26 protein-coding genes and 1 pseudogene are annotated in these 26,994 nt (G+C 69.5%); 17 read left to right on the forward strand and 10 right to left on the reverse strand.

Annotation, left to right across the window (positions count from 1 at the left end):
• Positions 1–73: 73 nt before the first annotated feature.
• The 3 genes from ACWGI8_RS05535 to ACWGI8_RS05545 are packed head-to-tail and all read right to left on the reverse strand — an operon-like array spanning position 74 to position 3,505.
• Positions 74–589 carry a flavin reductase family protein gene (locus tag ACWGI8_RS05535; RefSeq protein WP_453658804.1) on the reverse strand — a complete coding sequence of 172 codons (516 nt, stop codon included), beginning with the start codon at positions 587–589 and terminating at the stop codon, positions 74–76.
• Positions 586–1,869 carry a cation:proton antiporter gene (locus tag ACWGI8_RS05540; protein ID WP_453658805.1) on the reverse strand — a complete coding sequence of 428 codons (1,284 nt, stop codon included), beginning with the start codon at positions 1,867–1,869 and terminating at the stop codon, positions 586–588. The genes ACWGI8_RS05535 and ACWGI8_RS05540 overlap by 4 nt, the downstream gene beginning before the upstream one ends.
• A 31-nt stretch (positions 1,870–1,900) precedes the next feature.
• Positions 1,901–3,505, reverse strand: coding sequence for a tryptophan halogenase family protein (locus ACWGI8_RS05545; protein WP_453658806.1), 1,605 nt, complete (start codon positions 3,503–3,505; stop codon positions 1,901–1,903).
• A gap of 491 nt (positions 3,506–3,996) precedes the next feature.
• On the opposite strand from ACWGI8_RS05545, the pseudogene ACWGI8_RS05550 reads away from it, so the two are divergent.
• From ACWGI8_RS05550 to trpC, 8 genes and pseudogenes are all read left to right on the forward strand, one after another.
• Positions 3,997–4,176, forward strand: a pseudogene (locus tag ACWGI8_RS05550) (LysR family transcriptional regulator); the annotation flags it as partial.
• Between the two features lie 24 nt (positions 4,177–4,200).
• On the forward strand, positions 4,201–4,971 hold the full coding sequence (locus ACWGI8_RS05555) for a LysR substrate-binding domain-containing protein (RefSeq protein ID WP_453658836.1): 771 nt from the start codon (positions 4,201–4,203) through the stop codon (positions 4,969–4,971).
• Between the two features lie 162 nt (positions 4,972–5,133).
• Positions 5,134–5,412 carry an acyl carrier protein gene (locus ACWGI8_RS05560; RefSeq protein ID WP_453658807.1) on the forward strand — a complete coding sequence of 93 codons (279 nt, stop codon included), beginning with the start codon at positions 5,134–5,136 and terminating at the stop codon, positions 5,410–5,412.
• 29 nt (positions 5,413–5,441) lie between these two features.
• Positions 5,442–6,674 carry a beta-ketoacyl-[acyl-carrier-protein] synthase family protein gene (locus tag ACWGI8_RS05565; RefSeq protein WP_453658808.1) on the forward strand — a complete coding sequence of 411 codons (1,233 nt, stop codon included), beginning with the start codon at positions 5,442–5,444 and terminating at the stop codon, positions 6,672–6,674.
• On the forward strand, positions 6,674–7,813 hold the full coding sequence (locus tag ACWGI8_RS05570; protein WP_453658809.1) for a beta-ketoacyl synthase N-terminal-like domain-containing protein: 1,140 nt from the start codon (positions 6,674–6,676) through the stop codon (positions 7,811–7,813). The genes ACWGI8_RS05565 and ACWGI8_RS05570 overlap by 1 nt, the downstream gene beginning before the upstream one ends.
• Positions 7,800–8,546 (forward strand): 3-oxoacyl-[acyl-carrier-protein] reductase, encoded by a 747-nt coding sequence (gene fabG, locus ACWGI8_RS05575; protein ID WP_453658810.1) that lies wholly within the window; start codon positions 7,800–7,802, stop codon positions 8,544–8,546. Before ACWGI8_RS05570 ends, fabG begins: the two co-directional genes overlap by 14 nt.
• A gap of 35 nt (positions 8,547–8,581) precedes the next feature.
• Complete coding sequence (locus ACWGI8_RS05580; protein WP_453658811.1) at positions 8,582–9,289, forward strand: DsbA family protein; 708 nt, start codon at positions 8,582–8,584, stop codon at positions 9,287–9,289.
• A gap of 25 nt (positions 9,290–9,314) precedes the next feature.
• Entirely contained in the window at positions 9,315–10,115 is an 801-nt protein-coding gene (trpC, locus tag ACWGI8_RS05585) for an indole-3-glycerol phosphate synthase TrpC (RefSeq protein ID WP_453658812.1), read from the forward strand.
• Between the two features lie 28 nt (positions 10,116–10,143).
• Here the strand turns inward: trpC and trpD are convergent, their stop codons facing one another.
• Positions 10,144–11,208 (reverse strand): anthranilate phosphoribosyltransferase, encoded by a 1,065-nt coding sequence (trpD, locus tag ACWGI8_RS05590; protein WP_453658837.1) that lies wholly within the window; start codon positions 11,206–11,208, stop codon positions 10,144–10,146.
• A 198-nt stretch (positions 11,209–11,406) separates the two neighbouring features.
• Here trpD and pdxR point away from each other — a divergent pair, with 198 nt between their 5' ends.
• Positions 11,407–12,795 (forward strand): MocR-like pyridoxine biosynthesis transcription factor PdxR, encoded by a 1,389-nt coding sequence (gene pdxR / locus ACWGI8_RS05595; RefSeq protein WP_453658813.1) that lies wholly within the window; start codon positions 11,407–11,409, stop codon positions 12,793–12,795.
• Positions 12,796–13,020: 225 nt separating this feature from the next.
• Here pdxR and ACWGI8_RS05600 read toward each other — a convergent pair whose 3' ends face one another.
• The gene (locus ACWGI8_RS05600) at positions 13,021–13,602 is read right to left on the reverse strand and encodes an anthranilate synthase component II (protein ID WP_453658838.1); all 582 of its coding nucleotides are present in this window, start codon (positions 13,600–13,602) and stop codon (positions 13,021–13,023) included.
• Positions 13,603–13,667: 65 nt separating this feature from the next.
• Positions 13,668–15,191, reverse strand: coding sequence for an anthranilate synthase component I family protein (locus tag ACWGI8_RS05605; protein ID WP_453658814.1), 1,524 nt, complete (start codon positions 15,189–15,191; stop codon positions 13,668–13,670).
• Between the two features lie 234 nt (positions 15,192–15,425).
• Here ACWGI8_RS05605 and ACWGI8_RS05610 point away from each other — a divergent pair, with 234 nt between their 5' ends.
• The 3 genes from ACWGI8_RS05610 (at position 15,426) to ACWGI8_RS05620 (ending at position 18,585) form a co-directional block, all read left to right on the forward strand.
• Entirely contained in the window at positions 15,426–16,805 is a 1,380-nt protein-coding gene (locus ACWGI8_RS05610) for a class II 3-deoxy-7-phosphoheptulonate synthase (protein ID WP_453658815.1), read from the forward strand.
• 158 nt (positions 16,806–16,963) lie between these two features.
• Positions 16,964–17,779 (forward strand): AfsR/SARP family transcriptional regulator, encoded by an 816-nt coding sequence (locus ACWGI8_RS05615; protein WP_453658816.1) that lies wholly within the window; start codon positions 16,964–16,966, stop codon positions 17,777–17,779.
• A gap of 74 nt (positions 17,780–17,853) precedes the next feature.
• Positions 17,854–18,585 (forward strand): aspartate/glutamate racemase family protein, encoded by a 732-nt coding sequence (locus ACWGI8_RS05620; protein WP_453658817.1) that lies wholly within the window; start codon positions 17,854–17,856, stop codon positions 18,583–18,585.
• Here ACWGI8_RS05620 and ACWGI8_RS05625 read toward each other — a convergent pair.
• On the reverse strand, positions 18,568–19,620 hold the full coding sequence (locus ACWGI8_RS05625) for a LysR family transcriptional regulator (RefSeq protein WP_453658839.1): 1,053 nt from the start codon (positions 19,618–19,620) through the stop codon (positions 18,568–18,570). The genes ACWGI8_RS05620 and ACWGI8_RS05625 overlap by 18 nt on opposite strands.
• Before the next feature lie 230 nt (positions 19,621–19,850).
• On the opposite strand from ACWGI8_RS05625, the gene ACWGI8_RS05630 reads away from it, so the two are divergent.
• Positions 19,851–20,537: a 4'-phosphopantetheinyl transferase family protein gene (locus tag ACWGI8_RS05630; protein WP_453658818.1), complete on the forward strand. Its 687-nt coding sequence runs from the start codon at positions 19,851–19,853 to the stop codon at positions 20,535–20,537.
• Positions 20,538–20,597: 60 nt separating this feature from the next.
• Here ACWGI8_RS05630 and ACWGI8_RS05635 read toward each other — a convergent pair whose 3' ends face one another.
• Positions 20,598–21,329 carry a DUF4097 family beta strand repeat-containing protein gene (locus ACWGI8_RS05635; protein ID WP_453658819.1) on the reverse strand — a complete coding sequence of 244 codons (732 nt, stop codon included), beginning with the start codon at positions 21,327–21,329 and terminating at the stop codon, positions 20,598–20,600.
• A gap of 235 nt (positions 21,330–21,564) precedes the next feature.
• Here ACWGI8_RS05635 and ACWGI8_RS05640 point away from each other — a divergent pair, with 235 nt between their 5' ends.
• The 4 genes from ACWGI8_RS05640 to ACWGI8_RS05655 all read left to right on the forward strand — a co-directional run bounded on the left by ACWGI8_RS05640 (position 21,565) and on the right by ACWGI8_RS05655 (position 24,730).
• Positions 21,565–21,840, forward strand: coding sequence for an acyl carrier protein (locus ACWGI8_RS05640; protein WP_453658820.1), 276 nt, complete (start codon positions 21,565–21,567; stop codon positions 21,838–21,840).
• Between the two features lie 53 nt (positions 21,841–21,893).
• Positions 21,894–23,690 (forward strand): alpha/beta fold hydrolase, encoded by a 1,797-nt coding sequence (locus ACWGI8_RS05645; protein ID WP_453658821.1) that lies wholly within the window; start codon positions 21,894–21,896, stop codon positions 23,688–23,690.
• Between the two features lie 126 nt (positions 23,691–23,816).
• Entirely contained in the window at positions 23,817–24,233 is a 417-nt protein-coding gene (locus ACWGI8_RS05650; RefSeq protein ID WP_453658822.1) for a 3-hydroxyacyl-ACP dehydratase FabZ family protein, read from the forward strand.
• Positions 24,230–24,730 carry a 3-hydroxyacyl-ACP dehydratase FabZ family protein gene (locus tag ACWGI8_RS05655; RefSeq protein WP_453658823.1) on the forward strand — a complete coding sequence of 167 codons (501 nt, stop codon included), beginning with the start codon at positions 24,230–24,232 and terminating at the stop codon, positions 24,728–24,730. Before ACWGI8_RS05650 ends, ACWGI8_RS05655 begins: the two co-directional genes overlap by 4 nt.
• Positions 24,731–24,794: 64 nt before the next feature.
• On the opposite strand, the gene ACWGI8_RS05660 is transcribed toward ACWGI8_RS05655, so the two are convergent.
• Together ACWGI8_RS05660 and ACWGI8_RS05665 are read right to left on the reverse strand one after the other, a co-directional pair.
• Positions 24,795–26,111, reverse strand: a complete 1,317-nt coding sequence (locus ACWGI8_RS05660) for an ABC transporter permease (RefSeq protein WP_453658824.1) — start codon at positions 26,109–26,111, stop codon at positions 24,795–24,797.
• The gene (locus ACWGI8_RS05665; RefSeq protein ID WP_453658825.1) at positions 26,111–26,980 is read right to left on the reverse strand and encodes an ABC transporter ATP-binding protein; all 870 of its coding nucleotides are present in this window, start codon (positions 26,978–26,980) and stop codon (positions 26,111–26,113) included. The genes ACWGI8_RS05660 and ACWGI8_RS05665 overlap by 1 nt, the downstream gene beginning before the upstream one ends.
• Positions 26,981–26,994 lie beyond the last annotated feature (14 nt).

A 26,994-nucleotide genomic window follows, 5' to 3' on the forward strand; every position in this document is an offset into this window, starting at 1 on the left:
CACGCACACCGCGTGCCGGGGTTCGGCGCAGGGCGCCCGTCCGACGGGCGGTGTCGCCCGCCCGGCGCGGCGGTCAGGTCTCGGACCAGGAACGGAACTCCCGCAGGCCGTAGAGCAGCGGTGGCTCGGCGTGCCGCCGCGTGATCCGGCGGCAGGTGCCGAAGACGGTGACATGGTCACCCATCTTCTGGGTGAGAGCCACCGAGCAGTCCGTGACCGTGTGCGCGTCCCGCACCAGATGAGGTCCGGCCGCGTCCGGCCCGTACTCCCACGGGGTCATCTCGAACCGGCGCTGGTTACCGGAGGCGAACAGTTCGGCGACCTCCTGGGCTCCGCCGTGCAGCAGATTCAGCGCGAAGGTGCCGGATTCCATGATGGCTTCGAGCGTGGGGCTGCCGTCGCGCAGACAGACCAGCAACGTGGGCGGATCGAGGGACACGCTGCACACCGAGGAGCACGTCATACCGCGTGGCGTTCCCTCGCGGTCCGTGGCGGTGACCACACAGACCCCCGTGGGAAAGCCGCTCATCATCGTCCGGAAGCCGTCGGGGGTCGCTTCGGCGACCGCTTGTATGGAGGAATGAGTCATCGAGCACTGCTTCCTGTCTGTGCGGGAACCTCCGCGACCCGGACACGGGACTCCTCGTCGCCGAGGAGGTTCAGGAGGGGGCCGGTCATCGCCGTTGTCGTCAGCGCCATCACGACCAGCGCCAGGACCATCGGTGCTGTCAGGAGCCCCGCGCTGTAGCCGGCTTGCAGCACGATCAGCTCGGTGAGACCGCGGGTGTTCATGAGCACAGCGACCTGCTGCGCCGTACGGCGGGACTCGCCGGCGAGCCGCGCCCCGAAGTAGCCCCCGAGACCCTTGCCCGCGCAGCCGAGCAGCACCGCCACGGCGATCAGCCCCCAGGGGGCCGAGGAGAACACTCCGTTGAGCACCGTGATGCCGGTGACCACCATGAAAGCGGGGACCAGTGCGCGGCCCGCCCGGGAGACACGGGACACCGCCCGCGCCCACGGGGCGTTCTCGTCCCCCGGGATCGACAGACCCACCAGGGCGGCGCCCAGGATCGCCGTCATCCCGAGGTGTTCCATGGCCAGGGCCACGCCGAGGGCCGCCGCACCGAGCAGCGCCGCCGCGGTCCTCGGCAGCGTCGCACACAAGCCCTGGGCGGTCCGGGTCCGCAGCCCGTACCGGATGGCGAGCGCGCACAGCGCGCCGACGACGAGCGCCCGGGCCGAGTCCAGTGTTCCCGCGAGACTCCCGGACCCGGCCCCGATCGCGGCGGTGAGCAGCAGCCAGCCCACCCCGTCGATGACGATGGCCGCGGCCAGCGCCAGCCGGCCCGCGGCCGATTCGCTCATTCCCCGGTCCGTCAGGATCCTGGCCATCACCGGCACCGCCGTGATGGACATCGCGACGGCGACCATCAGGAGGAAGGCCGGCAGCGGGGCGCTCCCGCGCGCCGTGGAGTCATCGGTGAGCAGTACCCAGCCGGCCAGCAGAAGGCCGGACAGCAGTGGTGGGACCAGGGCCCCCACGGACACCCAGACCGTGCTGCGGCGCGGGGGCCGGGCCGGCCCGATCCGTAGTTTGTGGGCCAGCCCGACGAGGAAGAGCACCAGCCCGGCCTGGGCGATGAGTTTGAGGACGTGGAGCACGGACCGCGGCAGCAGGGCGTCGAAGGTGTCCTGACCGAGGAGGCTGATCGCGGCGGGCCCGGACAGCAGGCCCAGTGTGATCTCCCCGATCACTGCGGGCTGGCGCAGCCGGACGGCAATTCTCCTTCCCACGACGGAAATCAGCAGAACTGCGGCGAGTGCGGTCGCCACATGCGCGCTGCGCGCCAAGAAGTCGAAGACGTCCATATTTGAGCGGTCCTTAACGGTCTCTTTTCGGTCAGCCCAGCTGGGAGAAGTAGTCGTACGCCTTGGGCAGCACCTCGGTGAGCCGCCTGGTCTTCTCGCGGATCTCGGCGAACTCGCGCTGCGCCGCCGTGCTGTCGGACAGCCGGAGCGCGGGCGACGGCTTCAGTTCGATGCCGCCCATGCCCAGCAGGATGCACATGTACGAGTACGGCGGCAGGCCGTGGTAGTAGGGGAAGACGGATTCGGAGTCGGGCAGCTGGGTCTTCCACTTCTCGATGCGCTCGGCGAGCGCATCGGGAATCTTCCGGGTCTTGGTGTCGCGCCAGTACTGGGTGTCCGACCGCTTCGCCGCGACGTAATGCAGCACCAGGAACTCCCGTACGCCATCCATGACATGGGAGATGGCCTCGTTGTAGAGATCGCGGTGGGTGCTGTTCCAGTCCTCGCCGGGGAAGTGCTTGACGAGCTGCTCGATGGCGTGGTGGATGAAGAAGATGCCGGTCGACTCCAGCGGCTCCACGAACCCGCTGGAGAGGCCGATGGCCACGCAGTTCTTGACCCAGGAATTCCGGCTGCGGCCGATGCGCATACGAATGTGGTTGGCCTCCACATCCGCAGCCGCCGGGCCGACGAATTCACGCAGTGTGCGTTCGGCGTCCTCGGGCGAGAGGTAGTCCTTCGCGTAGACGTATCCGGTGCCGACCCGGCCAAGCAGCGGGATCGTCCAGATCCAGCCCGCGTCCTGGGCGGTGGCGGTGGTGCACGGCAGGATGCCGCGGCGCTCCATGTCCATGGGTACCTGAAGGGCCACCGCGCTGTCGTTCGGCAGGGTGTCCTGGTAGGAGATGAAGGGCTCCTCCAACGCCTTGTTCAGCAGCAGCCCGCGGAAACCGGTGCAGTCGATGAACAGGTCGCCGGTGAGGTCGCCGTGCTCGCGGGTGTTGAGCTTGGTGATCCAGCCGCGCTCGTCCAGCTCGACGTTCTGGACGTCGTCCACGATGCGCTTGACGCCCCGGTCCACCGAATACGTGGTCAGGTACTTGGCGAGCAGCGCGGCCTCGAACTGATAGGCGTACGGGAACTGTGTCTTGCCCTGGTGCTCGGACATCGTCAGGCCCTGCATCTCGTCCGCGCCCTCGTCGAAGGGCTGGTCGAGCAGGGTGCCGTCGTTGCGCCGCGGGCTCAGCTGGGCGTCGATGACCGAGGCCATGACGAAGCAGTCCTTGTCGAACCGCTCCGTCGGACCTTCCTGGAGCCACCAGTCGGTCAGAGGGAAGCCGTTGACCGACCGCATCTGCTCGAAGGGGTGGTAGAAGTAGTGCCCCTGCTCGCGCCAGTTCTCGAACCGGACGGCGAGTTTGTAGGTGGCGTTGCACGCCGGCATCCAGTCCTTCTCCTTGAGTCCCAGGAACTCGAAGAAGTGTCGGATATCGCTGAAGGTGGCTTCGCCGACGCCGACCGTGCCGACGTTCCCGGACTCCACCAGCGTGATGTCTATTCGGTCTCCGAATGCGGCCTTGAAATAGGAGGCCGTCATCCATCCAGCTGTTCCGCCGCCCACGATCACAACTTTGTTGAGCACAGGTGACTCCTGTTCGGTTGCTGCACGATTTCCGGTGCCCTGAAGGGGCGCCATAAAGGGGAGAGTTCGCCATGCACCGATGACTCCCACCCGTGGACGAATCCGTCGGGGTGGCGCCACCAAAGAATGATCCTAGGCAGCTTGGAAGTAGCCGGCCAGATCATTAAGCATTGAATGAAAATCGCAGGTGAGGATGATGGGCGGGCAGGTGGGGGGTGCCTGCGCGGAGTTCGGCGCCGTGTCATTGGCCTGAATGCGACGGTGGTCGCGTCCGGGGGGAGGAGGGAGGCGTTCAGCAGGCGGAACAGTCGACTCGTGAGCCGGGTCGGCGTCAAGTCCCGTGAGTGGACGTCCCGGTGATGGTGTGCCCGCGTGTTCGCCGGCCTTCGTCTTCCTCGTGGTCGTACCGGACGGCGCCCTTGGATTTGAAGATCATTGGCCTGCTTCTTGATGGACGTAGTCAGAGCAGCCTGTTAGCGTGTTGATCACCTCGGTGCTTTTCTGCGGGCACGAGTACGAAGGTGCAGGTCGCGAGCGGGGGGATCGTGGATATTGAATTAAGGCATGCCAAGATAGTGGCAACGGTAGAGCGGGTCGGCAGTATTTCCAAGGCTGCTGTTGAGCTCGGTGTCCCCCAGTCGAGCCTTACTGCGCAAGTGCGCAGAATTGAAAAGGCGGTTGGCGGCGAATTGTTCGTCCGCTCCCGTTCCGGGGTCACTGCGACGCCCCTGGGAGAACGACTGATCCCCATGCTGGCCGAGCTCGTCGAGAGCGCGGACATGGTGGTCGCCGAAGCGGCCGCGCACGCCTCGGACGTATTCCGGTTCGGCAACACCGAGTGGACTCCGCCGTCACTGCACAATGCACTCCAGTCAGCGCTGTCCCCCGCGGAGATGCGGACCGAGACGCTCACCCCCGCCGCGGCGCTCGACGCGGTCCGCCGTGGTGCGCTCACCGCCACACTCGTCCCGAGCACGGCCTTCGGTGAGCCGGTCGACACCCCCGAACTGGCGTTGTCCCGAACGGTCGTGGTGCGCGAGCCGATCTGGCTGGCGCTGCCCAAAGGCCATCCGCTGTCCGAGCGGACCACCATCGACGCGTCCCATCTCGCCTCGCTGAACTGGGTGCGTCACGCGGTGGACCACTGGTTCCATCACGTCGAGAAGCACCTGTTCGCCAAGCTCGTCCACGACGACCACGAGGTCCTGCACAACGTTGTCAGCCACCACGAGGCGATGAGCTGGGTACGGGATGCCGACGCGGCGGCGCTGACCACGCCGACCGGTGGCACCCGAGATGTGAGTCTGGTGCCGATCTCCGGGACGGAGAGCGTCGAGATGCTCATGGTGTGGCGCAGCGGCTCCGTCGCCCGGGACGTACTGCGCCGGCTGGTGAGGGCGCTTCGCGAATATTACTGTGAATACGCCCGAACGATCCCCCGTTACTGGTCCTGGATCCTGGAACACCCGGGCGAGTTCACCGAGTTGAAGCGCTTCATGTCGGCGCCGGCCGGTTCCTAGGGCCGCGCCGGACAGGCCCCTGGGACGGTGCCGGACGGGCCGCTGGGACGGCGCGCCGGTCAGTCGCCGGGACAGCGCCGGTCAGTCCCTGGTCAGTGCCGGTCAGTCCCTGGTCAGTCTCCCATCAGCCCGCTGTCAGGGCCGTCCGCCAGCATCTACCGCATGACTACTGCGAATCAGGTGGACGCCGAAAGCCGCGCCACGATCAAGGAAATCATCTGCGACATCCTCGAGATCGACGCGGACGAGATGACCGACACCAGCCGCTTCAAGGAGGACCACGAGGCGGACTCGATGGGGGCCATCGAGATCCTCTCGCAGCTCGAGCGCGCCTTCGGAGTCGACATCGATCAGGCCGAACTGGCCCGGATGGTCAATCTCGAAGGCGTCATCACCGTGGTGAACGACGCCGTGGCGGCGAAGGCGACCCAGTCCAAGTAGACATCGGGACCGACTGACTGGAGCGCGTGGTGGACAACAACGATCAGCCGGCGCGGCGAGTGGTGATCACCGGGCTGGGGACGGTCACCAGCATCGGGCTCGGCGTACCGGCCTTCCTGGACGGACTGCGGGCCGGACGCAGCGGGGTGAAGCCGATCACCGCCTTCGACACGACGGGCTTCGCACACGCCAACGGATGCGAGGTGACCGACTTCGACCCCACGGAGTGGATTCACCGCATCGACCCGGCGGAGCTGGGGCGGGCCACCCAGTTCTCGGTCGCCGCGGCCAACATGGCCGTGACGGACGCGGGCATGCCCTTGGAGGAGCTCAGGCGCCGCAGGGCTCTGGTCTCGGTCGGTACCACCGACGCGGAGTCCCGCGACCTCGACGCGCTCATGGGCAGGCAACTGCAGGACGGCCCGGAGCAGTGGGAACCCGGCGTGGCACGCCGGGCCCAGGCCGGGCGGCTGTCCACCGGCATCGTCCGTGAGCTCGGGCTCGTGGACGTCGAGGCGGTCACCATCCCCACCGCCTGCGCCGCCGGCAACTACGCGATCGGCAGCGGCTTCGACGCGATCCGCGAGGGTGATGTCGAGGTCGCGCTGTGCGGTGGGGCGGACGCGGTGTGCCGCAAGACGTTCACCGGGTTCTACCGGCTCGGCACGATCGCTCCGGAGGTCTGCCAGCCCTTCGACACCGACCGCAAGGGGATCCTGACCGGTGAAGGCGCCGGAATCCTGATGATGGAGAGCCTGGAGTCGGCGCTGGCCCGCGGCGCCCGCATCTACGCCGAGGTCCTCGGATACGGTCTGAACTGCGATGCGCACCATCCGGTCGCACCCGACCGGGACAGCCTCGCGCGGTGCATGGAAGTGGCGCACCGCAACGCCGGGCTGAAGCCCGAGGACGTCGACTTCATCTCCGCACACGGCACCGGCACCCGTGCCAACGACGTGACCGAGGCCGGCGCCATCCGCCAGGTCTTCGACGCGCCCCCGCCGACCATCTCCATCAAGTCCATGATCGGGCACGCCATGGGGGCGGCGAGCGCGCTCGCCTCGGCCGCCTGCGCACTGGCCATCACCGAGGGCTTCATCCCGCCGACGATCAACCACCGGGAGACCGACCCGGAGTGCGGTCTGGACTGTGTGCCCAACGAAGCAAGGCCCGCCGAACTGAACGTGGTCCAGAACAACGCGCTCGCGTTCGCGGGCAACAACGCCGTGCTGATCCTCGGCCGGTACCGGGAGGCTGAGTGATGTCCGAACTGGTCTTCTCCGCCTGGTCGGCGGTCTCCCCGTTCGGCGTCGGCAGTGCCTCGTTCAGCGAGGGGATCAACGCCCGGCGCAGCGCGATCGGCAAGCTCGATCCCGAGGCGTACCCGGGTCCGTTCGGCGAAGGCGGCCTCGTGCCGGACTTCTCCGCCGCCGAGCACGTCGGCAGGAAGGGCACCCGGACGATGGACCGGGTGACCGCGATCGCCGTCGCCGCGGTCGGCCGGCTGCTGGACGCCTGCGGTCCCGGACTGACCGCCAGGCCGGAGCAGATCGGCCTGGTCCTCGGCACCGGGTCGGGCAGTGTCCAGAGCATCATGGACTTCACCCGGGACTCCCTCGAAGGGGAGCGTCCGTACCACGTCGACCCGGCCCGCTTCCCGAACACGGTGATGAACCGGGCAGCCGGCCAGAGCGCCATCTGGCACGGCATCAAGGGCCCCAACACCACGATCGCAGGCGGCTGGCTGACCGGCCTGCTGGCACTGAGCTACGCCGCGCGACTGCACCGCGGCGGACACTGCGCCCGCGTGCTGTGCGGCGCGGCCGAGGAGTACTCCACGCAGCGCGCCTGGCTGGAGTGGCACGGCCGCGCCGGCGAGGACCGCCGGTCACCGCTCGGTGAGGGCGGTGCCGTCTTCCTGCTGGAGACCGCCGAGGACGCGAGCGCCGCCGGACGCGGCCCCCTGGCCAGGTTGCTCACGACCCGCTTCAGGGCGTACAGCGACCAGGAGGGTGACCGCAACGGTGCCCGTGAGGCGCTCGCCGAATGCGTGCGCGGCGCGCTGCGAACCGCGGGCGTACGGGCCGAGGACGTCCGCCTGGTGGCCCCGCTCGGCGGCGGCGAGCTCGCCGCGCCGGAGGAGTACGGGATCACCGACGCGCTCGGCACGGCGCGGCCGGAGTGGATCCGCTGCCGCCCGCTGCTCGGCGACACCTCCGCGGCCGCCACGAGCCTGCAGCTGGCGGCGGTGCTCGCGGCAGCGGGCGACGGTGGGCTCGGCCCCGGCGAAGCGGCACTGGTCACCGGCATCGAGCGGGACGGCACGGTCGGTTGTGCGGTGCTAGGCGGCAGCGGGCGCCAGTCGATCCAGCGAGGAGAGGACAGGCATGTCCACAACTGACCGGCGCTGCGCGCTGGTGACCGGAGGCTCCCGGGGGATCGGCCGCCATGTGGTGACCCGGCTCGCCCAGGACGGTTACGACGTGGCTTTCTGCTACCAGTCGAACAAGGAGGCCGCCGACGGCGTGGCCGAGGAGGCCGCCGACGCCGGGGCGCGCGTGTACACGGCCCGGGTGGACGTCTCCGATCACGAGGCCGTGCGCGCGTTCGTACGCGACAGCGAGAAGGAGATCGGCCCCCTGAGCACGGTGGTCTCCTGCGCGGGCATCGTCCGGGACAACCCGCTGGTGATGCTGTCGGCTCAGGACTGGGACGCGGTGCTGCGGACCAACCTCGACGGCACGTACAACCTCTGCAAGGCCGCCGTCTTCGCGATGATGAAGCGCCGGGCCGGCTCCGTGGTCACGATGTCCTCGGTCGCCGGGGTGTACGGCAACGCCACACAGACCAACTACTCGGCGACCAAGGCCGGGATCATCGGGTTCACCAAGGCGCTGGCCAAGGAGTCCGGGCGCTACGGCATCCGCGCCAACGCCGTCGCGCCGGGTTTCATCGAGACCGACATGACCGACGGGCTCGCCGCCGAGTACGTGAAGAAGATGACCGAGCGGATCCCGCTGGGCCGGTTCGGCCGCCCCGAGGAGGTCGCGGACCTGGTGTCGTTCCTCGCCTCCGACCGGGCCCAATACATCACCGGCCAGGTCTTCGGAATCGACGGCGGACTCGTCGTCTGAGTCGTCCCGTCCCTCGACAGAAATGGGGTGTCGACATGCCCAAGAACAGGACACCGCGGTTCTACTTCTCCCTGCGCAGCCCGTATTCCTGGCTCGGCTACCAGCAGTTGATGTCCAGCCACCCGGAGCTGGCCGACGAACTGGAGTGGATCCCGTTCTTCGAGCCCGACCCACTGAGCGCACGGCTGCTCACCGAGCACGGCGGGACGTTCCCGTACTCGGAGATGTCCCGCGCGAAGCACCTGTACGTCCTTCAGGACGTCGGCCGGATCGCCAAGGCCCGGGGTCTCACGGTCACCTGGCCCGTGGACCGGGACCCGGTGTGGGAGGTGCCGCACCTGGGATACCTGGTCGCCGCACGCGAGGGACGGGGGCACGACTACATCGCCGCCGTCTACCGCGCCCGGTTCACGGAGGGCCGCGACATCTGCGACCGGCAGACCATCGCCGAGATCGGCGCCGGGCTCGGCATCGACCAGCGGCTGATCGCCGGCGCGAGCGACAATCCCGAGCTGCGTGCCGAAGGCATCCGGATCCTGCTGGAGATCTGCAAGGACGGGGTCTTCGGCGTTCCCTTCTTCGTGCACGGCTTCACCCGTTTCTGGGGGATCGACCGGTTCGACGACTTCGTCGAACACCTGCGGACCAAAGCACGGCCCGCGACGTCCGTACCGGAGCCGCTCGTCGGTGCCGTGGCCCTGGGCCGCTCGGCCGACGACGGCCACGCGGGCGGCTGCGGCTGACCTCCGGGGGAGGGATGACGTACTCATGAACGTACTCGACGACATTCTTGACGGAGTGAACGCCGATCTGGCCGTGCGCCGACGAGACGTGTCCGTCGCCGAGTTGGAGGACCGCGTGGCGGCGGCCGGGCCCGCACCGGACTGTGCCGTGCTGCTGCGCGGCGGCGGGCGCGCACAGGTGATCGCGGAGGTGAAGCGGGCAAGCCCGTCCAGAGGACCGCTGGCCGAGATCGGTGACCCGGCGGAACTGGCGGCCTGCTACGAGGCGGGCGGCGCGTCCGCCGTCAGCGTCCTGACCGAACGGCGCCGCTTCGGCGGCTGTCTGGCGGACCTGGACGCGGTACGTGCCCGGGTCGGCATTCCCGTACTGCGCAAGGACTTCATCGTCGGGCCGTACCAGCTGTGGGAGGCGCGGGCGCACGGGGCCGACCTCGCGCTGCTGATCGTCGCGGCGCTGGAGCAGCCACTGCTGGCCGACCTCGTCGCCCTGTCCGCGGAGATCGGCCTGACACCGCTGGTGGAGGTGCACGACGAGCGGGAGGCGGAGCGGGCGGTGGCCGCCGGCGCGAAGGTGATCGGTGTGAACGCGCGGGACCTGCGGACACTCGAGGTGGACCGCGGGACCTTCGCACGCATCGCGCCGCGTCTTCCGCGGGACGTCGTGAAGATCGCCGAATCAGGGGTCCGGGGGCCGCGGGACGTGGCGGAGTACGCCGCCCACGGAGCGGACGCCGTGCTGGTGGGCGAGTCGCTGGTCACCGGCGGCCGTCCCCGCGACGCCGTCCGCGCCCTGGTGGCGGCCGGCCGGCGGATCGCGGCCGGCTGAGGGCGCCACTGGTGCGGCTGCGACCGGCTCAGCCATTCCCGGCGCGCTTGGCGGTCACGGCCGCCCACCGCTCCAGAACGGCTGCCGCCGCACCCGAGTCGACCGACTCGGCGGCCCGTTCCACCCCCGCCGCCAGCCTGTCCGTGATGGGCAGGTCGCGGGGTTCGAGCGCCGCGAATCCGGCCGCGGCCGACAGCAGCACCGCGTCCCGCACCGGCCCGCGCGCCCCCGACAGGACCTCGCGGGCCACTCGCGCGTTGTGGGCCCGGTCGCCTCCGCGCAACGCGCCGGGGTCCGCGTGGCCGATGCCGATGTCACGCGGGTCGAAGACCTCGCAGCGCACCTGCGAGCCGTTGACCGACCAGACCGTGGAGGTGGTGGTGACCGTCAGCTCGTCCATGCCGTCGTCGCCGCGGAAGACCAGGGCCGACACCCCCCTGCGGGCCAGCACCCCGGCAAGCACCGGGGCCAGGCGCCGGTCCGCGACGCCCACCGCCTGGGCCGCGGGAGATGCGGGATTGGCCAGCGGCCCCAGCGCGTTGAAGACCGTACGGATTCCCAGCTCGCGGCGCGGCCCGGCCGCGTGCCGCATCGCCGGGTGGAACAGCGGGGCGAAGCAGAACGTGATGCCGGTCTCCTCAGCCACGTCCGCGACCTCGGCCGGTGGGAGGTCCAGCGCCACCCCCAACTCCTCCAGCACATCGGCCGATCCGCAGTCGGAGGAGGCGGAGCGGTTGCCGTGCTTGACCACCCGGGCCCCGCCCCCGGCCGCGACGACGGCCGACATCGTGGAGATGTTGACGCTGTTCGAACCGTCGCCGCCGGTGCCGACGATGTCCAGCGCGGGACCGGGGACGTCGAGGGGCACGGCGTGCCGGTACATGGCGCGCACCAGACCCTCGATCTCGTCGACGGTCTCTCCCTTGGCGCGCAGCGCCACCAGCAGTCCGGACAGCCGGACCGGCCCCGCGTCGCCCGACATCACCTGATCCATGGCCCAGGCGGTGTCCTGTGCGGACAGATCCCTGCGATCCAGCAGTGCGTTCAGTATGTCCGGCCAGGTCCGACCCTGAAGTTCGGCGGTCACGGGAATTCTCCTTGAACGGCGTCAGAGAAGCGGAATCAGAAGAAGCGGAATCAGAGGAAACGGAATCAGGAAGCGGATTCGGAGAACGGCGCCGGAAGCGGTCCTCGTCGCCTCGCCCAGTCTGCGACCGGTCGCAAACGATCCGCCAGACCATTACCCGCACAGAAATACAGTCCACTTCGGCAGTCCGAGAGGGGGAGGGCCGTGGCCCTGCACATGGCGGTCGAGGTGATCAGGGATTCGAAGAATTCCCTGACCTCACAGATCCAGCGGTCCATCAAGAGGGAGATATCCGAAGGAGTTCTGCAACCGGGCACCCGTCTGCCCTCCAGCCGCCGGCTCGCCGATGATCTCGAGGTCTCGCGCAGCGTGGTGGTGGAGGCGTACGGCCAGCTCGTCGCGGAGGGCTATCTGGAGGCGACACGCGGCGCGGGTACCCGGGTGGTACCGCATCTGAGCGCCGAGCCCGTCGTCCCGGCCCTGCTGGACGAGGGCCAGGTGCCCGCCGCCCGCTGGGACCTGCGCACGGGAGGCCGCAACATCCCGGCCTTCCCGCGCCGGGAGTGGCTCAGCTGCTACGAGCGCGTCCTGCACTCGGCCGTGCCCGCGGACCACGACTACCCGCCGCTGGCCGGAGCGGTCCGGCTGCGGGCCGAACTCGCCCGCTACCTCGGCCGGTTGCGCGGCATCCGGACCACCGCCGAGCAGATCATGGTGGTGGCGGGCTTCGCCCAGGCCCTGGGCCTGCTCTGCGCCGTCCTGCCGGATGCGGGTGTCGACGCCCTCGGCATCGAGGACCCGGGCCATCCGGGACAGCGGCAGTTCATCCACGAGAGCGGACTGCGGTCCGTACCGATCCCGGTCGACGAGGAGGGGATCGACGTCGAGGCGCTGGCGGCGTCCCAGGTGCGCGCCGTCCTCGTCACCCCCGCCCATCAGTTCCCCACCGGCGTCACCCTCTCCCCCCGGCGCCGGGAGGCGCTGGCCCGCTGGGCACACGACGTCGACGGCTGGGTGATCGAGGACGACTACGACGGCGGCCTCTGGTACGAACGCGGCACCCGTCCACTGGCCCTGCAGCGTGTCGCCCCCGAGCACGTCGTCTACGCGGGCACCGCCAGCAAGGCCCTCGCCCCCGGACTGCGCCTCGGCTGGCTGGCCGCTCCCGCGGGCATGCTCGACCGGCTGCTGCGCGCCCGGGCCCGGCACGACCTGGGCACCGACAACCTCACCCAGCTGGCCTTCGCCGAACTGCTGCGCAGCGGACTGTTCGACCGGCATCTGCGCCGACTGAACTCCCAGTGCCGCAGCCGCCGCGACGCGCTGGAGGAAGCCGTCCGCCGGCATCTGCCCGGCGCCGTGGTCCTCGGCCAGGCGGCGGGACTGCACGCGTACGTACGGCTGCCCCGGCACACCGACGAATCGGCCCTGGTGGCCGGGGCACTGCGCCGCTCGGTCCTGGTGCGCGGCGGTGCGGCGTTCCAGGCCCGGCCGCGATGGGACGCGCCCGCCCTGGTCGTCGGCCATGCGCACCTGCCGCGCTCGGCGGTGGCCGAAGCTATCCGCGAGGTGGGATCCGTACCGCGCCGGTGAGCTGGTGCCGTGGCCGGAAAGGTTTGCCGGCTCGCGTCGCCCTGCACGGCACTCCCCCAGCTACCGCTGGGAGGTACCCCCACGCTGCGTTGTCGCGTCACCCAAGTACGTCCAGTACGAGGGCGATGCTCCGCCTTGCGATGCGTCCCCTCGGCCCTCCGGGCCTGGGGAGACCCCATGCACCGGACGCCGCGAGCTTCCCGGCAAACCTTTCCGGCCTCGGCACTAGGGCACCGGAGCGTCGCTCGTCGTCAGGAAGTTCTCCAGCATCGTCAGCCCGCCGGTGGTCATGATGCTCTCGGGGTGGAACTGCACGCCCTCGACGGGCAGTGTGCGGTGGCGCAGACCCATCACATAGCCGTGGTCGATGGCGACGGCCGTGGTCTCCAGCTCGTCCGGGAGCGGGGCGGAGACGACCAGGGAGTGGTACCGGGTGGCTTCCAGGGTGTTGCCCAGGCCCTGGAAGATGCCGCGTCCGTCGTGCCGCACCGTGCTGGTCCGCCCGTGCATCACCTGGCCGGCCACCTCGATGCCGCCGCCGTACGCAAGGGCGATGGCCTGGTGCCCCAGACAGACACCGAGCAGCGGAACCCGCCCGGCGAAACGGTGCACCAGCTCGACATGGCCGGACTCGGCGGGGTGGCCGGGTCCCGGCCCGAGCACCACCGCGTCGGGCCCGGAGGCGGCCAGCTCGTCGGGGGAGCGGGTCAGCGACCGTACGACCTCGGTCCGTGCCCCGAGCGTGCGCAGATACTGGTCGATGATGTGGACGAAGCTGTCGTACGCGTCGATCACCAGGACCTTCATGCCCCGTACGCCTTCCGGGCCTCCCACTTCCGCGCCCCTCCCGTACCGCATGTCGTCCGTGCCCTTCACGGCAGCAACTCCTCACCGGTGAGCGCCCAATAGGCCGCCCCCATCTTGGCCAGCGTCTCCCGCCATTCGGCCGCGGGCTCCGACTGCGCGACGATGCCTGCCGAGCTCTGGGTGGAGTACGTGCTCCCGTCGTACTCGATCGTGCGGATGCACAGGGCCAGTTCGCTCCAGCCGCGTACGTCCACCAGGCCCACCGCGCCCGCGTAACTGCCGCGCCGCTCCCGCTCCAGTCCGTCGATGATCTCCATGGCACGCACCTTGGGCGCACCGGTCATGGTCCCGGCGGGGAAGGTGGCGCGTACCGCCTGCCAGGTGTCCACGCCGTCCTCCAGCCGCCCGGACACCGTCGAGACCAGATGGAACACGTGGGAGAAGCTCTCCACGGCCATCAGCCGGTCCACCGGCTGGGTGCTGGGCCGGCTCACCCGGCCGATGTCGTTGCGGCACAGGTCGACCAGCATGACGTGCTCGGCCTGTTCCTTCGTGCTCTGCTGCATCTCCTTGACGCGCCGCTGGTTCTCCTCCTCGTCCGGGCCGCGGCGCGCGGTGCCCGCGATGGGGCGCATCACGATCTCGTCGCCCTCGATCCGGAAGAACAGCTCGGGGCTCGCACCGATCAGCGTGCTGCCCGCACGCGGCATCAGATACATATGGGGCGAGGGGTTGCGGGCGCGAAGCCGTCGGTAGACCTCGATGGGCGTCAGGGCGGAGCGCACATCGATGCGATGGCCGATCTGGATCTGGTAGATGTCCCCGACCCGGATGTGCTCAAGGCAGCGGCCCGCCCAGTCCAGGAACGTCTCGCGGTGCACGCTGTCGTGTACGGACAGGGGCGCGGGTGCCTCGGGAACCCCGGGGCGAGGACCGCCCGTCCCGTTCCGCGCCGCCTCCCGCGCCAGTGCCGCGACATCCGGTGCCGTCGCCCGTCCGGGGAACGCGGCGCTCTCGGCGCGCAGCAGGCGCACCTCTCGCCCCTCTCCTGACGGGCGGTCGTACCACACGGTGTCCCGGAACAGGGTGAGGGTGATGTCCGGGCCGTGGGGTGCCTTGGTACGGGCCGGCAGGCGCTCCATGTGCCAGGCGGACTCGTACGCGAACGAGGCGAGGAAGCCGAAGGCGTACGACGTCGACGGGATGCCGGTGTCCACGGCGAACAGCCGCTGCGCCCGCCCCAACAGGTCCCAGACCTGATCGGGGCCGGTGAAACGCATGCGGTGCGGGGCACCGGAGAGGGGGTGCTCCCTGGTCAGCGCGAGCTCCTCGGCAGCCGCGGCCAGGGCCGCCACGAGGGCGGGCTCACCGTCCATGTCGACGTACCCGTCGAACACCCGGATCTCGGCCAGCCGGCCGGCACCGACGACGGCCGAGTGGCGGCCCGGGTCCGCGCCGTCCGCGTTCTCGAAGAGGAAGACCTCCTCGTCCCGCAGGACGTCCCGCAGGCGGGCGTACAGGTCGAGCGGATCGTGGGGCGGCAGCCCGGCGGCGGTGACCCGCACACTGATCGGTGTCGCTCCCGGCATGGTGAACTCCCTGTGAATTGTGCGCGATCGGAATATCTGTCGCGACAGGCCTTTGCCGCTCTGCCGATGTCAGGAAAACAGCGGCCCTCGAACCGGGCCAGACCAATTGCAGGGCCTTGATGCGGACCACTGAGGGATCGCTTGACCGGGACGTGGCGGGTGGATTGGGCTGGTGCGAGTTCCCATCCGTCCTCCCGCGAGGCAGCGACGAACGACAGAAACTGGAGACCCGAAGTGGAGAATTCTCCGAGCGACTCCTGGCGTGCGTTTCCCGCCGCCCAGCAACCGGACTGGCCCGACGAAGCGGAACTGCGTGCCGTGACCGCGGGGCTGGCCGCGGCGCCACCTCTGGTATTCGCCGCCGAATGCGATCTGCTGCGCCGGAGGCTGGCCGTGGTCGCCCGCGGCGAAGCCATCCTGCTCCACGGCGGCGACTGCGCGGAGACCTTCGGGCAGGTGACCGCCGAGACGATACGCGGAAAGCTCAGGACACTCCTGCAGATGGCGGTCGTGCTCACCCACGCCGCCGCACTGCCGGTCGTCAAGCTCGGCCGGATGGCGGGGCAGTACGCCAAGCCCCGCTCCAGCCCGGTCGAGGACCGGGACGGTCTCGTTCTGCCGTCCTACCGCGGCGATGCGGTGAACGGCCTGGAGTTCACCGCCGAGTCCCGGCGCCCCGACCCGCGGCGGATGCGGCGGATGTACGAGGCGTCGGCGATGACGCTCAACCTCGTGCGCGCCCTCACCACCGGCGGCTTCGCCGATCTGCGCCAACTGCACGCCTGGAACCAGGGGTTCGTGGCCGGTTCCCGGGCCGGTGCGCGCTACGAGAAGCTGGTGGACGACATCGGCCGCAGCCTGGCCTTCATGCAGGCGTGCGGAGTCGACACCGCGGAGCTGGGCAGCGCGGAGTTCTTCGTCGGGCACGAAGGACTGCTGCTCGACTACGAGGCGGCGCTGACCCGCGCCGAAGTCGGCTCCGGCCGGTCCTACGCCACCAGCGGACACCTGCTGTGGATCGGTGAGCGGACCCGGGACCTGGACGGCGCGCACGTCGAGTACTTCTCACGCATCCATAACCCGATCGCGGTCAAGCTCGGCCCGTCCGCGAACCCCGACACGGTCCTCGGTCTCATCGACCGGCTGGACCCGGAACGGGAGCCGGGCCGGCTGACCTTCGTGGTGCGCGCGGGGGCCGAGCGGGTCCGTGACGTCCTCCCCACGCTCGTGGAGAAGGTGATCGCGGAAGGTGCCCAGGTCTGCTGGGTCAGCGACCCGATGCACGGCAACACCATCACCGCCCCCAGCGGTCACAAGACGCGCCGGTTCGACGCGATCCTCGACGAGGTCCGCGGCTTCGTGGAGGTCCACCAGGCGCTGGGGACCCATCCCGGCGGAGTCCATGTCGAGCTCACGGGCGACGACGTCACCGAGTGTGTCGGAGGAGGCAACGCGGTCCTCGCCGAAGAGCTGCACCACCGCTACGAGACGGCCTGCGACCCGCGGCTCAATCACGCCCAGTCGCTCGATCTCGCCTTCCTGCTGGCCGAGATGTACCGCGATCGGCCCCCAGGCGGCGGGCAGCGGCGGAAAATGCCGCCGAGCTGGCCGTGAGGGAGCGATCACCCGATGTCATCAGGGGTCGTCAAACGCGCCTGCCCGCGAGGCATACCGCTCCGGTATAGGTCGCCCTGACGATCTGGTATAGCCGATCGGACGCGAATGTGGACGAGGCTGGACCCAGCACACGTCTGTGCAAGGTGAACAAGAACATGGGGGCCAGTAGCCGTATGCACATTCAACTTCTAGGTGCACTCACGCTCTCGAACGGAGGCAACCGGACTGTCCTGACCTCGACCCGTACCGGCGCGATCCTCGCTCTGATGGCGCTCTCGCCGCGCACGCCGGTGCCCATCGACCAACTCGTCGAAGAGATATGGCCCGACCAGCGCATAGCGAACGCCAGGAACGCGCTGCACGCCAACATCCGCAGGATCCGCAAGCTGTTCGGCGAACTGACAGGGTTCGCCGACGAGCAGGTCATGACGGTACGCGGGGGCTACCTCCTGCAGGTTCCGGCCGACACCGTGGACGCACACCGGTTCGTGACGCTCGCCGACCGAGGCTCCGGCCTGGTGGAGCGGGACCCGGCCGACGCCGTACGGCTGCTGGAGACGGCCCTGGACCTGTGGCAGGGGCCGGCCCTGCTGGAACTGCGCGACAGTGTGCGGCTGCGGATCGAGGCCGAGCGTCTCGAAGAGCGGCGGCTGTGTGCGTACGAGGACCTGATCTCGGCGAAATTCCTCATCGGAGCCGGGCGGGGCATGACCTCCGAGCTGCGGCAGCTGGCCCTCGAGTACCCCGAGCGGGAGCGACTGGTCGAGCTGCTGATGCTCGCGCTCTACGACGAGGGCCGGCAGACCGAGGCACTGGACGTGTTCCACAGCACGCGCCGGCGGCTCGTGGGCGATCTGGGCGTGGAGCCGGGGCGCGCCCTGCACCGGCTGTACCAGGCGATCCTCAGCCAGGACGCGAGCCTCGGCGAGCCGAGGTCCGTCCGTCTGTACAGCGCGCAGCTCGCATCCTGATTCCCACAGTGGGGCCGGGGCAGGGGGCGAAGGCCCCGGGCCCGGCTCCACTCGCCGTTCTGAAGGAGTGCCTGATGGCAGCTGCGACGACACGGACCCCGCAGAAGACCCTCGGTGTCCTCGGTGGCATGGGGCCCGCGGCGACGGCGGAGTTCCTCCGCCTTCTCGCGGCCGACGCGCCGGCGACCGTGGACCAGCAGCACCCCAGAATCGTCATGCTGTCCGACCCCGCCATTCCGGACCGGACGGCCGCCATCCTCGAGCGCGACGACGAACCCGCACGCCGGGTCCGGGAATGCCTGCGGACCCTCATCGGCTGGGGAGCCGATCTGCTGGCGATCCCCTGCAACACCGCGCACACGTTCCTCGACGAGTTCATGGCCGAGTCGCCGGTCCCCGTCATCGACATCGTCGACGCGACACTCAACGAGGCGATACGGCTGAGCCCCGAGGGAGGATGGCTCACGGCGACCACCGGGACCCTGGCGAGCGGTCTCTACCAGGAACGCGCCGCCGCACTCGGATACCCGCTGCACGTTCCGGACGACGTGACCCAGAAGCTCATCCACGAATCCGCGACGCATGTGAAGGCCAAACGGACCGGGGACGCGGCCCGGGAATTCCAGGAAGCCGTACAGAGCCTCTGGCGACGACGGGATCTGCCCGTTCTGGCGGCCTGCACCGAGCTCCCGATCGCCTATCACGGAACCTCGCTGCCGGCGGAGCGGATGGTGTCCAGTCTGTGCGCCCTGTCCCGGGAATGTATCGATGAATTATATGAATCGGTTTCACTGGAGCTGGTGTGAATAATCCCATGAGGGCTCATGGCTGATTGCCTCGTTCATTTCCGGCATGAATTCCGCCAGTTCGGTGAAGTCGCCGCGATGCGTCGTGATCCACTCCCAGTAGCGCGGGATGGACTGGGCGTATGTGCAGTAGTAGCGGCGAATGGCCCGGACGATACCGCGCAGCGCGACGTCGTTGATCTCCTCACTGCGCCACACCAGCCTCATCTCGGCGCACACCGTTCCTTCGACCGGTACGAGACGGACGTCGGAGGTCGCGCCGGTCGGAGTGATGAACGCGGCCGTTCCCGCGTCCCGCACCCAGCTCATCGCCTCTGCGTGCCCGCCGACCCGGTGCAGCACCTCGGGGCGCACCTCGTCGAAGCGGCCGAACAACTGCTCCTCGATCTCGTGGAACCAGTGGCCGCGTACATGACGCACCCAGCGCAACCCGGCCATCTGACTCAGGGTGATGGCATGCTGCGCGGCCAGTGGGTGCCCCGGGGGCAGTGCGACCCAGACGGGTTCACTCACGATGGCAACGTTGCCGAGCAGGGCGGGAACCGGGGCCGGCTGCGGTGTGCGCGGGCTCTGCGTGAGGGTTGCCGCGAGCGTGCCCTGAAGCACCCTGTCCACGGCGATGGCCGCGTCCACGGTCTCGGTGCGCACCTCGTAGGCCGAGAGCGCGGACTGGATCGCGGCGCGCAGACCCGACGGAGTCCATTCGAAGTTTCCGATACGCAGCAACGTGCGGGACTGGGTCACCATGGCCGCCTCGGCCACCACCGCGTCCCGGCAGCGGACCAGCTCGACGAGCAGCGGGAGGAGGCGCTTCCCCAGCACCGTCGGTGTCACGCCGGCGTGCGTACGGTCGAACAATGAGCCTCCCACGGCCCCCTCGATACGCCGCAGTTGAGCCGTCAGGCTCGGTTGCGGCAACTGCAGCGTCGACGCGGCCTTCGAGATGCTGCCGGCCTCGGCTATGGCCGCCACTACTCGTGCGTGTCGGACCTCGATATGCACAGTTGCAAAGCACCGCCTTCGTGTGTATCCCACAGTTAGATTAGGCAGATTCGACAGATGACCACAACAGTTCTTTTGCGCCACGGGAATCCCGCCCTGGCTGTTAGTTTGTCCGGGCTTTGCCGTTCGAATTGCGGCGCGTCATGTGTGCAGAGTGAGTGGATATCTCGTGCAGGTCGAAAGAGGCCGGGAACTCCGGGTTCAGAACTCGCCTGCCCGGGTATGCCGCCCGCGCCTTCCCGCGTGCTCACAAAGGACGGCTCGTGACCGAATGCACGGTGTGGTGGGCGGCCCCGCTGACGGACCGGCGGCTGCACGCGCTGCTCGACGCCCACGAGCGGCGGCGGTACGCCGACTACCGTCAGGAAGCCGACAGATCCCGGTTCCTGACCGGCAGGGCGATCGCCAAGTACGTGGTGGGTGAACTGCTGGGGATCGCGCCCGGCGGCGTACGGTTCGACGCCTCCTGCGCGGACTGTGACGAACAGCACGGGCCGCCCCGTGTGCCCGGCACGCCGGTGGCGCTGTCGATCTCGCACTCCGGCGACCGCATCGGTGTGGCGGTGACCGCGGGCCCCGCCGTCGGCCTCGATGTGGAGGCCCCCCGCGCCGACGTGGACGACGCGCTGATCGGCTACGCGCTGAACGCCGGTGAACGCGCCACGCTGCGCGCTCTGCCCGCGGGCAGACGTGCCGCGGGCTTCGTCGGCTACTGGACCCGTAAGGAGGCCGTGCTGAAGGCGACCGGACGTGGCCTGAGGATTCCGCTGCGGAGCATCACCCTGGCACCTCCGGACGAGCCGGCCGGGCTGCTCGCCTCCACGTACGCCGGCCTGCGGCCGGACCGTATGCGCATCGCCGACCTGGATCCGGGTGACGGATACCGGGCGGCCGTCGCGGTGTCGACCTCACAGGAACTGGACGTCACCGAGAAGTGGTGGGCGCCCTGAGCGGACCCGCGTGCGGGCCGCCTCACGGCCCGGCCCGCCACGCCGGCGTCCCCGGTGCGCTCAGCCGGAGTTGAGGGTGATGTCGCCGTTGCTCGTGGTCAGGTCGACCTGGTACTGGCCGGCCGGGTCGTTGTCCACATGGATGTTCTTGTCGCCGTTGTTGCTGTTCACCGTCACCTTGTAGCGGGCGCTCGGCACGGTGACGTCGATCTCGCCGTTGGACGTCTCCGCGCGGACGTCCTGCGGCTTCGCCGGGGTGAGGGTGATCCCGCCGTTGGACGTCTTGGCCCGGATGCCCGTGCCCTGCAGCCCGGTTCCGGTGATCCGGCCGTTGCTGGTCTCCACATCGACCGAACCGGCCACACCGTCCAGCTCGATACGCCCGGAGCTGGTGGTCACCTCCACCTTGCCCACCTGGGACAGACTGACCGCGCCGGACGAGGTCTCGCCCGACACCGGGAGTCCCGCCGGCAGGTCGACCGTGTAGTTCACCGAGCAGTCCTTGCCGCAGCCGCCGAGCACCAGGACGCCGTCCTCGACCCGGTGGGTCGCCCCCTCCGGCTTGTCACCCTTGTAGTCGACGGAACGGTGCAGGGACACCTTGCCGGCATTCTTCGCGCCGCGCAGGGTGACGCCGCCGGAACTGCTGTCCAGCCGTACGGACGTGATCTTCTCGGTCACCTTTGCGTCGTCCTCGAACGTGGAGCCGGGTACTAAGCCGCACGCGCTGAGTCCCATCACGCCGATGCCGGCCATCGCGACGGCCCCGAAGAGGCGGAGCTGCTGGCGCATGAAATTTCCCCAATTCTGTAGTGCTTGCTGCCACCCGGCCCGCTGAAGGCCGCGCCTCGATGAGGCTATCCGCACGCGCTGCGGGCCGACCATGGGGGAAACCCCCGGATGCCGCTATGGGCTCCCCCCGAACGTGGCGCGTCAACTCCCCTATGGCTGGAAAAGGTTGCCTCACAACCCCGCCCGGTCAGCCGTGTATCAGCCAGGTGTCAGTGCGCTGGGCCAGAGTCGACCCATGACAGCTGCGAACGTGAGTTCTGACTCCGCGCTGACCGAAGAGCAGCGGGCCAAGATCAAGGAAATTGTCTGCGACATCCTTGAGATCGATCCGTCCGAGATGACGGAAACCAGCAAGTTCAAAGAGGACCACGAGGCCGATTCGATGGGGGCGATTGAGATTCTCTCCTCACTCGAACGTGAAATCGGCGTCGACATCGACCAGAGCGAACTGGCCCGAATGGTCAACCTCGAAGGGATTTTTGCCGTCGTCCATGACGCCAAGGCGAAGTAAGGCGCGAGCGAGGCCGAAGTCGTGCTGATGACCCGTCGAATTCAGGAGGCGTGATGACCGACGAGGTCGTCGGCCGGCCCTGGCCGCGGCGCCCGGACCGCCCGGCCGGTCCGCCGAAGGCGGTGCTGCTGCACGGACTCGGCGGCCGGTCGGCCGTGTGGGACCGCTTCGTCGAAGAGATGACCGATCCGATCGGGCTCCGGGCCGTCGAGCTGCCGTGGCGCACCCTCGGCGACCCCGGGTGGAGCCACACGGGCGAGCCCGGTCGGGCGGTCACCGACGCGGTCGGCACCGCGGACGTGGTCGTCGCGCACTCCTACTCGGCGAACCTGCTGCTGGAGGAGTACGCATCCGGACGTCTCGCGCCGAGGCCGACGGTGCTGATGAGCCCGTTCTACCGGTCGAGTCCCGGTGACTTCGACTGGACGACCATCTCCTTCTATCTCAACGAGTTCCACCAGACCTTTCTCGAAGCCCTCCGGCTGGGAGACACCGGCCGATACCCCGAGGCGCACCGCGTCTGGATGGCCGGGCGCCTGCGGGACCACATCGGCCCGTACGGCTGGATGCGCTTCTTCACGAGCTATCTCCACACGCCCTTCCTCGATCTGGACGTGATCGAAGCCCCGGTGCTGGTGCTGACCGGCGCGGCGGACATCGCGGCCCGGCCGGACGACGGCCGCGCGCTCGCGGCGGCTCTGCCCGACGGCCGGTACGTCCAGGTCGACGGTTGCGGGCATTTTCCGATGCTGGAACGGCCCGCGCTCATGGCGCGGACCGTTTCGGACTTCCTCGGCGCCGTCCGCCGACCCGGCGGAGCCCGGCACCGTGCCCCGACGAAGCCACACCCTGGAGCTGATGTGAACCCGACCCCCTCCCGTACCAGCCAGGCCCCCGTCAGCGATGCGGAAGCCTCGACCACGGTGGAGATCCGGCCCCGCTACGAGGGGTCGAACATCTGCACCTGGATCGGCTTCAAGCACGTCAACTACGTGGTCGAGGAGGCGGTGCTCGACCACCTCAGGCAGCGCGGATTCCCCGCGGGCATGCTGTACGAGCGCTACGGCCTGTGTGTCGACATCACCGATCTGAGCACCAAGATCATGACCGCGTACCACATCGACGACATCGCCTCGGCGACGGTGCGTCAGGTCCCCGGCAAGGGCCCGGAACTCCGGTTCGCCGTCGAGCTGACGGTCGAGCGCGAGGGCAAGCCGGTGAAGGCGGCCGGCGCGAAGGTCGCGGTCTCGTTCCGGCTCGACCCGCGCGGTGGTGAGGCCGAGCCGGCTCCGGCGGAGCTCGCCCCGCATGTCGTCGACCGGCTCGGTACCGGGGCCGAGCCCATCCCGGTCACGGGTGAGCCGCTCGACCAGCTCATCAGCGGCAGCAACGCCTTCGCCTGGGCCTGGCGGATGCCGTACTTCTACTGCCACTTCACCGAGCGCGTACAGATGTCGGGCTACCTGAGGCAGATGGAGGAGGTGCTGGACCTCTTCCTCGAGGACCGCGGTGTGTCCATCAAGCGGCTCCTCGACGAGCAGGACTGGATCCCGGTCGTGCCCAAGTCCCGGATCACCATCCTGGACGAGGCGAAGATGGAGGAGGAGCTCTACACCGTCTTCACCGTCGAGGACGTCTTCAAGCGGTTCACCTTCACCGCGCGGATGGACTGCTACGTCCAGCGCGACGGCAAGCTGATCAAGACCGCGACGGGCCGTATCACCCATGGCTGGGCCGTGATCGACGACAACCGTCGCGACTGGAGCGTGGTGAACTTCGACGACCGGCTGACCAACGCCCTGCACGGCAAGGGCGGCACCGCGACGGGCCGGGGCAGCTCGCTCGGCTAGGGCGTGTTGCCGGAATCGTTCGACGCACGGGGTGAGGCGTGTCCGCGCCTCACCCCGTGCGTGCCGGACGCGGACAGGCGACCGATGAGTGTTACGCGCACATCACCCGAGGAGTGGACCGACACCATGTCTTTGCCTGCCGCCCCGCGAGGGGGGACAGCCGTACGGGAGGAAATCGGCGAGACGGGCCCCGTGCTGACCGGCACGAGCCGCATCGACCCGCAGGCCCCCGTGTTCCAGGGCCACTACCCGGGATTTCCCATCCTGCCGGGGCTGTTGCTCGTCGAGTACACACACGCGATGGTGTCCGCGACGCGCTACGGGAAGGGCCGGCGCCTGGCCGCGGTCGACCGGGCGCGCTTCCTCAAGCCGGTTCTGCCCGGCGACGAGATCACGATCACCGTGGCGCTCAGCGGTGATGTCGAACCGGGTTCCGCCGGCGACGGCGACATGCGGTGCACCGCGACGGTGTCCCACCGGTTCGGCAAAGCAGCCGTGATCCGGCTGCGCTACGCCCGCCTGGGAGAGGAGGGGTCGTCATGACCGGCGTCGGCATCGAGGAGATCAAGCGGAGGATCCCGCACCGTGACCCCGTACTGCTCGTCGACCGGGTGACCGGTGTGGAACCGGGTGTGCGGCTGACCGCGATCAAGAAGGTGAGCGCTGCCGAGCCGTCCGGCCGACGGGTGGTGGACACCCTCGGCACCGACGACGTGGACCTCTTCCCGACGAGTCTGGTGCTCGAGTCCTGGGCACAGGCCGCCGTTCTCCTCGCCTGCTGGGATCAGCCCAATCCCGATGTGCTCACCGGCATGGTCGAACTGGCCGTCTCCCTCGCCGACACCGAGGTGCTCCGGCCGGTGCGTGCCGGTGACGTACTGGAGCACCATGTCGAGCTGACCAGGGTCACCGGGGATGTTGCCACCCTGTCCGGCACCTGCCGTGCGGACGGGCAGGTTGTCGCACGGATCGGTGAGCTCTTCGTGGCCGCACGCCCGGCCCGGAGCCTGCTGGCCGGCCGGTCCGGCGAGCAGAACTGAGCATCCGTCGGCCCGGGCGGCTCACCGGCAGCCCGGGCCCGGCGTTTCCCCGGACGGTTACCGCTCACGCCGGGGCGGCCGCCGCGATCACGGGCCGGGAACGCAGTGCGATGGCACCCGCCACCAGCGCGGTGACGACCGTCAGCGCCGTCGCGGTACCCGTCACCGCGAAGTAGATCCACAGCGGACCGGGCGGAAGCAGCGAGCCGTCCAGGGCCATGGCGAACGGGACCAGTGTCAGCAGCGCGATCGCGGTGCCCAGCACGATGCTGACCAGCGCGATCAGTACGGCCTCGACGGCGATCATCCGAATCACCTGGCCGTAGGTGGAGCCGATGAGGCGCTGGAGTCCGAACTCCCGCTGCCGCTGGGTCGTGGCGATCACCAGCGTGTTGACCAGGGAGATCACGGTGTAGACGACGATCATCGCGACGAGCAGGTAGTTGACCCAGGCGCCGGTGAGTTCACCCTCGGAGGCCTGGATGTAGAGCAGCGCCGTCGCCAGGCCGACGGCGAGCATGACCGGCGTGACCGAGCCGGCCATCCGGACCGTGCGGGCGGAGGCGTTGAGCATCGCCAGATGGCCGGCGGCCCCGGGCAGCGCACGCAGCGGCAACCGGAGAACCGCGGTCAGCGCCTTGGTGCAGCCGGGGGCGAGCAGGCCGAACCCGGAAGCCCACAGCATGGCCGCGGGCCCCGCGGTGCTCGAGGCGATCGACCCGTTCATCACCGTGGCGGTCACGGCGGCCAGGGCGGTCGCCAGGCCGAGACACAGCAGTGCGAAGGCGAGACGTACCCCGCTCAGCCACTGGCGCTGCAGGTCCGCCTCGGTCAGCGCCTCGGTCGGTGGGGTCACCGCTGCGCGGCGGGACGCGATGAAGGCCGCGGAGAGCGCGGTCAGCAGGCCGACCCCGAAGCCCGTCATCGTCGGGATCCAGCCCTGCTGGTACGTGACGCTCGACGGGACACCGCCGCTCCTGGCGATCTGGTCGAGGAGCCACGTGCCGAGCAGGCCGCCCGGAAGATATCCGGCAGCGGCCGCGAGCACCGCGATCAGCAGCGTCTCTCCCATGATCAGCCGGCGCAGCTGCATCGGCGTCGAGCCGATCGTCCGGAGCAGGGCCATCTCCCGCCGTCGCAGTTGGACCGAGAGCCCGAGGGTGCTCGACACCACGAAGACCGCGACCATGATCGCGATGCCGCCGAAGACTCCGGACAGCGGGACCAGCATCTTCCCGGCTCGCGGATCGGCGGAGGTGATGCCGGTCTCCATGAGGCCGCCGCAGGCCATCACGATGGCGGTGCCGAGCAGCAGCACGATGAACGAGGCGGCGAACGCGCCCTTGCGAACGCGTAACGTCGCCAGTGCCAGATGCAGCATCAGCGCACCCCTTCCTGGTCGGGTTCCTGGTCGGGTTCCTGGTCGGGTTCCTGGTCGGGTCCGAAGCCGGGTGCGTGCGTGGCGCTCGCACCGTCGGCCCGGGCGGCCAGGCCGCCGGCCCGTGGGCCCAGCCGGGTCATCCGCTCGGCCACGGCAGGAGCCGTCGGACGCTCCAGTTCGTCCACCACGTCGCCGTCCGCGAGGAACACCACGCGGTCGGCGTGCGAGGCGGCCACCGGATCGTGCGTCACCATCACCACCGTCCGTCCGCCGTCGCGCACGGCTTCCTGGAGCAGCCGGAGGATCTCCCCGGCCGTCCTGGTGTCCAGCGCGCCGGTGGGTTCGTCACCGAAGATCACCGCCGGCCGGCTGATCAGCGCACGGGCGATGGCCACCCGCTGCTGCTGGCCGCCGGAGAGCTCGGCCGGCCGCCGCTGGTCCTTGCCCCCGAGTCCGACCTGCTCGAGGAGTTCCTGGATCTCCGCCGGCTGCGGCGTGCGCCCGGACAGCCGCAGCGGCAGGGCGATGTTCTCCGCCACCGTCAGCGCGGACAGCAGGTTGAGTGCCTGGAACACAAAGCCGATCCGCTCCCGGCGCAGCTTCACCAGCTGCCTCTCGCCCAGGTTGGTCAGCTCCTGACCCTCGATCATCACAGAGCCGGAATCCGGCTTTTCCAATCCGGCCGCACAGTGCATGAAGGTGCTTTTTCCCGAACCGGAGGGGCCCATCACCGCGGTGAAGGTACCTGGCCGAAAACCGAGGCTGACCCCGTTCAGTGCCACGACACCATTGCGCGCGTTCCCGTACGTTTTCCGGACGTTGCGCAGCCGCACTATCTCTTCGGTATCGCGGGGTGGTTCGTCGTTCACTTCGGGCCCATCTC

The sequence above is a fragment of the Streptomyces sp. NPDC054841 genome, from assembly GCF_053611045.1.

Coding starts and splice junctions, on each gene's coding strand:
- ACWGI8_RS05535 (WP_453658804.1), bottom strand. CDS start 589: ATGACTCATTCCTCCATACAAGCGGTCGCCGAAGCGACCCCCGACGGC.
- ACWGI8_RS05540 (WP_453658805.1), bottom strand. CDS start 1,869: ATGGACGTCTTCGACTTCTTGGCGCGCAGCGCGCATGTGGCGACCGCA.
- ACWGI8_RS05545 (WP_453658806.1), bottom strand. CDS start 3,505: ATGGCGCCCCTTCAGGGCACCGGAAATCGTGCAGCAACCGAACAGGAG.
- ACWGI8_RS05555 (WP_453658836.1), top strand. CDS start 4,201: ATGCTGGCCGAGCTCGTCGAGAGCGCGGACATGGTGGTCGCCGAAGCG.
- ACWGI8_RS05560 (WP_453658807.1), top strand. CDS start 5,134: ATGACTACTGCGAATCAGGTGGACGCCGAAAGCCGCGCCACGATCAAG.
- ACWGI8_RS05570 (WP_453658809.1), top strand. CDS start 6,674: ATGTCCGAACTGGTCTTCTCCGCCTGGTCGGCGGTCTCCCCGTTCGGC.
- fabG (WP_453658810.1), top strand. CDS start 7,800: ATGTCCACAACTGACCGGCGCTGCGCGCTGGTGACCGGAGGCTCCCGG.
- ACWGI8_RS05580 (WP_453658811.1), top strand. CDS start 8,582: ATGCCCAAGAACAGGACACCGCGGTTCTACTTCTCCCTGCGCAGCCCG.
- trpC (WP_453658812.1), top strand. CDS start 9,315: ATGAACGTACTCGACGACATTCTTGACGGAGTGAACGCCGATCTGGCC.
- ACWGI8_RS05600 (WP_453658838.1), bottom strand. CDS start 13,602: ATGAAGGTCCTGGTGATCGACGCGTACGACAGCTTCGTCCACATCATC.
- ACWGI8_RS05605 (WP_453658814.1), bottom strand. CDS start 15,191: ATGCCGGGAGCGACACCGATCAGTGTGCGGGTCACCGCCGCCGGGCTG.
- ACWGI8_RS05615 (WP_453658816.1), top strand. CDS start 16,964: ATGGGGGCCAGTAGCCGTATGCACATTCAACTTCTAGGTGCACTCACG.
- ACWGI8_RS05620 (WP_453658817.1), top strand. CDS start 17,854: ATGGCAGCTGCGACGACACGGACCCCGCAGAAGACCCTCGGTGTCCTC.
- ACWGI8_RS05635 (WP_453658819.1), bottom strand. CDS start 21,329: ATGCGCCAGCAGCTCCGCCTCTTCGGGGCCGTCGCGATGGCCGGCATC.
- ACWGI8_RS05640 (WP_453658820.1), top strand. CDS start 21,565: ATGACAGCTGCGAACGTGAGTTCTGACTCCGCGCTGACCGAAGAGCAG.
- ACWGI8_RS05645 (WP_453658821.1), top strand. CDS start 21,894: ATGACCGACGAGGTCGTCGGCCGGCCCTGGCCGCGGCGCCCGGACCGC.
- ACWGI8_RS05650 (WP_453658822.1), top strand. CDS start 23,817: ATGTCTTTGCCTGCCGCCCCGCGAGGGGGGACAGCCGTACGGGAGGAA.
- ACWGI8_RS05655 (WP_453658823.1), top strand. CDS start 24,230: ATGACCGGCGTCGGCATCGAGGAGATCAAGCGGAGGATCCCGCACCGT.
- ACWGI8_RS05660 (WP_453658824.1), bottom strand. CDS start 26,111: ATGCTGCATCTGGCACTGGCGACGTTACGCGTTCGCAAGGGCGCGTTC.